This is a genomic window from uncultured Hymenobacter sp., from assembly GCF_964242765.1.
Lineage (GTDB): Bacteria > Bacteroidota > Bacteroidia > Cytophagales > Hymenobacteraceae > Hymenobacter.
This window is the reverse complement of sequence record NZ_CAXTBM010000130.1, coordinates 1-4,457: the sequence shown is the minus strand read 5'-3', so window position 1 is coordinate 4,457 and position 4,457 is coordinate 1. Positions and strand designations below refer to the sequence as shown.

5 protein-coding genes are annotated in these 4,457 nt (G+C 54.8%); all 5 read right to left on the bottom strand.

Translation table 11 applies throughout. From position 1 onward, the window contains the following. Window positions 1-1,014 (bottom strand): KUP/HAK/KT family potassium transporter (locus ACFE7X_RS24950; protein WP_375438388.1); only part of this gene is annotated, 1,014 nt, incomplete at its 3' end. Between the two features lie 125 nt (window positions 1,015-1,139). After that, the gene (locus tag ACFE7X_RS24945; RefSeq protein WP_375438387.1) at window positions 1,140-1,775 is read right to left on the bottom strand and encodes a hypothetical protein; all 636 of its coding nucleotides are present in this window, start codon (window positions 1,773-1,775) and stop codon (window positions 1,140-1,142) included. Window positions 1,776-1,862: 87 nt separating this feature from the next. Beyond that, a complete protein-coding gene (locus tag ACFE7X_RS24940; protein ID WP_375438386.1) occupies window positions 1,863-2,498 on the bottom strand; it encodes an FKBP-type peptidyl-prolyl cis-trans isomerase in 636 nt (211 codons plus the stop codon). Between the two features lie 610 nt (window positions 2,499-3,108). Then, the gene (locus ACFE7X_RS24935) at window positions 3,109-3,372 is read right to left on the bottom strand and encodes a carboxypeptidase-like regulatory domain-containing protein (protein ID WP_375438385.1); all 264 of its coding nucleotides are present in this window, start codon (window positions 3,370-3,372) and stop codon (window positions 3,109-3,111) included. Window positions 3,373-3,503: 131 nt separating this feature from the next. Beyond that, window positions 3,504-4,457: trypsin-like serine peptidase (locus ACFE7X_RS24930; RefSeq protein ID WP_375438384.1), on the bottom strand; the 954-nt coding region annotated here is incomplete at its 5' end.

Genomic DNA, 4,457 nt, shown 5'->3' with positions numbered 1-4,457 from the left:
AAGTAGCAGCCGGTTCATGCTGGGCACGTACAGCTGGCCTTTTACGTCGGTGGGGTAGTTGAGCTTCACTTTGGGCCACATATTGAGCCGGATAGCTTCAGCTACCAGCGTAAACGAGCCCGTAATAAGCGCCTGCGAAGCAATGATGGCCGCAATGGTAGCAATGCCAATACCGATGAGCAGAAACCACTCCGGCATCAATTCATAAAATGGGTTGCGCTTGTTGAGCAACTCGCCCTGGTGACTCAGCAGCCAAGCGCCTTGGCCCATGTAGTTGAGCAGCAGCGTGGTCTTCACGAATATCCAACTAATACGAATGTTGCCTTTGCCGCAGTGCCCCAAGTCAGAGTACAGCGCCTCGGCTCCGGTGGTACACAGGAATACGGCCCCGAGCAACCAGAAGCCGCCGGGGTAGTTTACCAGCAAATCGTAGGCGTAATAGGGATTGAAGGCTTTCAGGATGGCGGGCTGCTGGATAATCCAGGAAACTCCCAGTATCCCGAGCATCGAAAACCAAACCAGCATAATCGGCCCGAACGCCTTGCCCACAATCTGGGTGCCGAAGCTTTGGAGCAGAAACAACCCGAGCAGGATGCCAATCACAATGGGCACCGTCGGGATACTGGGGTACACGGCTTCCAGTCCTTCAATAGCCGAAGAAACCGAAATCGGCGGCGTAATCACGCCGTCGGCCAGTAGAGCCGACCCGCCGATGATGGCCGGAATAGTAAGCCAGCCCGCTCGCCGCCGAACCAAGGCGTAGAGTGAGAAAATGCCACCCTCGCCGTTGTTATCGGCATTAAGCGTGAGCAGGACGTACTTGATGGTAGTTTGGAGCGTTAGCGTCCAAATGACGCAGGAGATGCCCCCGTACACAAGACGGGGGTTGATTTGCTCCGGCACAATAGCCTTCATTACGTAGAGCGGCGACGTGCCGATATCCCCGTAAATGATGCCGAGGGCAATAAGCAAGCCCGCCGTTGAAATAGCGGTGTGCTGGTGTTTGGCGTCCATGTGTGGCGGAAAGAAAATAAAAGAGCTACCTGCAAACTGTTTGTAAAGCGCCCAAAGGTAGCGGGCAGCACTCAAACCAGAAGCTCGGCTCTTGCGAAAGGAAAATAGTTGCCTGGGCCAAGGTATTAACCTATTCCCGTAGGAGTCTCCGGGCCAGAGAATGCGGAAGGGTCCGCGAATAGCGCCGCCGTAGCTGCCTGGGCCGCTTCGTGATGACGCTGCCGAATGCGGCGGTTTGCCTCGGTCGCGAGCTTCTGCCACGGCAGAAGCTCACCGGGCAGCGCAAAATGAGTGGCCTCACGCCCAAGCCGGTGCAGGCGCACGCGGTTGGTGCCCCGCTGTCCGATAGCCAGCAACAAAGCGCCCACCATAATGCCCAACGCCGCCGGCATAGTCCGTAGCCAATTCTGTAGAAAACCCAACAGGAAGCCCGCCAGCGTGAAACCGCCAAGCAACAGCCACAGCAACCAGCGCACTCGCTGCACAGCCACAGCTTCCAGTTCCCACCACCCAAACGACTGCCCATTGATTTGCAACTGGTCGTTGGTTAATACCACGCGCCCGTCGGCGCTGCGTACCTCTGCAAACTGCAAAGGGTCGGGCAGAGGAAAAGCCGGGGCAGTGGTTGGTACCGCCTCAGCGAGAGGCGCCGAGGGCACTAAGGGGCCGCCGGTCGACTCAGTTGATTCCAATAACTTCCCTTCCGCAGGAGGAGCGGGCCGGGAGGTTGCATCATGAAAACCAGGCGTAGAATCTGTCATACGTGAAAAAGCCCCGCCAGCCGTAGTCGTCCATACCCAGCGAGGGGAAGTGGAAAAGGATACGATTGGCGGGACTTTCAAAATCACTTAGTTGTTTACTTTCAGCAGCTCCACGTCGAAAATAAGCGCCGTATCGGGACCGATGTCGCGGCCCGCGCCGCGCTTTCCGTAGGCAAGTTCCGAAGGGATGTAGAGGCGCCACTTCGAGCCTTCAGGCATCAGCTGCAATGCTTCTGTCCAGCCGGCAATAACGCCGTTGACGGGGAAGGTAGCCGGCTGGCCGCGCTGGTAGCTGCTATCAAACACGTTGCCGTTGATAAGAGTGCCGTGGTAGTGCGTCGTGACGGAGCTGCTGAGGGTAGGCTTTTTGCCGGTGCCCTCCGTCAGTACTTCGAATTGCAGGCCGCTTGGTAGGGTAGTCACCCCCGCCCGATTCTTGTTTTCGCCTAGGAAGGCCTGGCCTTCTTCTTTACTGTTGCCCATGGAAGTGGAAGTTTGGTTGTCGTCATCGTCTTCTTCTGCGCCGCCCATCTGCTGCTGTAGCTGTTGCATAGCCGCCTGCATCTGCTCCTGGGTGAGGCGGCTAGGCTCGCCACTTAAGCCCTCTTTCATGCTAGCGGCCAGTACGTCCACGTCCAGATCGAGCCCTTGCTGGGCGAAGTTGCGGGCCAAGTCGCGCCCGATGATGTAACTGATCTGGTCTTTGAGACTGCTCAGATTCATAAATCACTGATTTTCGCTGATTGTTTAACTGCCGCTAAATTTTTGGGCAGCCAGCACGCGCAGCAGGTGAGAGAATAGTAGCGGCTCCGAGTGAGCCGTTGAACTGTGAAGTACCGAAAACGAGGAAGAATGGATGCGCTTTTTTTCAAAGCCCTACTTTAAAGTGCTGATTAATAATCCAGCTTTCTTCCTTCCCTAAACAAAATAAACCCCGCCAAGGGCGGGGTTTAAAGCAACAGCAAAGTTCGGAGCGCCTAGCAGAAGTGCATTTCCTCTTCGTCGCGAAGGTCAAAATGTAAGTTCAAATCTAGCACCTGGGCCGCGAGGAAACTCAGTGAGCCTAGGCCCCCTAGGAAAAGTAAAGAAGAAATGGCAGCAGTGCTCTTTTTCATGGCAATGTATGTACGGGAATGTAAGTCAGGTTATTATCAGCAAAGGTAATACGTGTAGGTTGCGAAATTGTTATGCAAGCATAACTTATTCTATAAACATATCTGATTGAGTTACTAGCGCAATTCTAATTTCATCTTTCTCGTTCTTCCGGCAACTAAGGGTTGAGCGTACTGTATTTTCCTTCGTCGGCCATAGCACTTTCCGGCTACGTATATAGTTACTTGGCGATAGTCGTTTCCAGCCATATTTCAACGAAAGGAGTTTTGTTGGCAAGCACCGGAACGGGTATTTCGTCGCTCTCCACCTGCCCGTAGGCTTTGAGCAAGTAGTTGCCTGGCCGAAGACTATTAAAGCTGAATCGGCCATCAGCACCCGTAATAGCGGCAATGTCGGTGTGGGCTGGACCCGATACGATAAGCACATTGACATTCTCTATCGGGGCATGGTTGGTATTGCGGATGATACCGGTGATAGATCCCATGGTGTTCGGGGAATAAAGAGCTGTGTAGTACACTAATGCAAGGGTCAAACCGAAACCAGCCAACACAACCCAGAAGCTGGGGCCAGAAAATACAAGTACTTTCTGGCCCCGCTTTTCAGTGGTCTGCCGCCTTAGGCCGCGCCACCTTCCGAGCGCCATTTAGTGAGGTTATTGAAAACGGGCTGCGTGATGCGGGTGGCCGAGTTCCCCGATGATGCGCCATTGGTATGGATGCCCACCACCACGCGCTTCTCGTCATACACCGCCGATCCACTCTGCCCACCCATTGTATCAATGTCGTAGATGATAGTGCGGGGCGTTAGGTCCGTGGCTTTGCGGCTGTGGAACATCATAGTGCCCGCTGGTTTGTCGCCGGGGTAGCCAGCCGTGCTGAGTTGCTTGTTGCGCAACGCCTGATCCGAGAACATGCCAAAGCCAAACGTTCCCATTTCCGGCGAAACCCGGTCGCTCTTCGCGAGCTGAATCACCCCGTAATCATGGTCTCTGGACTGGTTGTTTACCCAGCCGGCTACCGAGCGGAAATTGGTAGCGGTAAACTGGCCGAAAGGCTTGTTCGCGCCGTTGCGTCCTGGGGAAACTATAATTTGCTGCGGCCAGCCGCCATGCTCGTGAATATAGACGCAGTGCCCAGCCGTCAGAATCGTACGGGGTCCAATGAAAAATCCCGTTCCCAGATAGGAACTGCCGTCGCCGGCCTTGATGCTTAAATGGCAGATGCGCTTATAAGGAAGATCGGTTGTGTTTGTTATCTGTACCCGGTCGTCCTCTTCAATAATTACTTCTTGGGCCTCGAACTGCTGAGCTAAGGCTTCAATTTGAGCATCTATTTCGTCGCTGGACTCCTGCTGGCTGGATTCAAATAGTTTCTTGATGCCGCCTTTCACCAAGGAGGTGCCGGTTTTGATGGCCACCCCGGCTACCTTTTGGGCCACCGGCTTGAACACGGGCACCAGCACCTTGGCGATGGAGCCCCAAAACTCCTGCTCGCTCGTCACCGACTCGTGGCTGACTTCCTGCTGGCTGGCTTCGAGTTGCTGGATGGTGGTTTCGCTGAAACCCTCCCG

Bases quoted from the DNA above. Each gene is read 5' to 3' on its own strand.
- ACFE7X_RS24935 (WP_375438385.1), bottom strand. From the start codon at position 3,372: ATGGGATCTATCACCGGTATCATCCGCAATACCAACCATGCCCCGATA.
- ACFE7X_RS24940 (WP_375438386.1), bottom strand. From the start codon at position 2,498: ATGAATCTGAGCAGTCTCAAAGACCAGATCAGTTACATCATCGGGCGC.
- ACFE7X_RS24945 (WP_375438387.1), bottom strand. From the start codon at position 1,775: ATGACAGATTCTACGCCTGGTTTTCATGATGCAACCTCCCGGCCCGCT.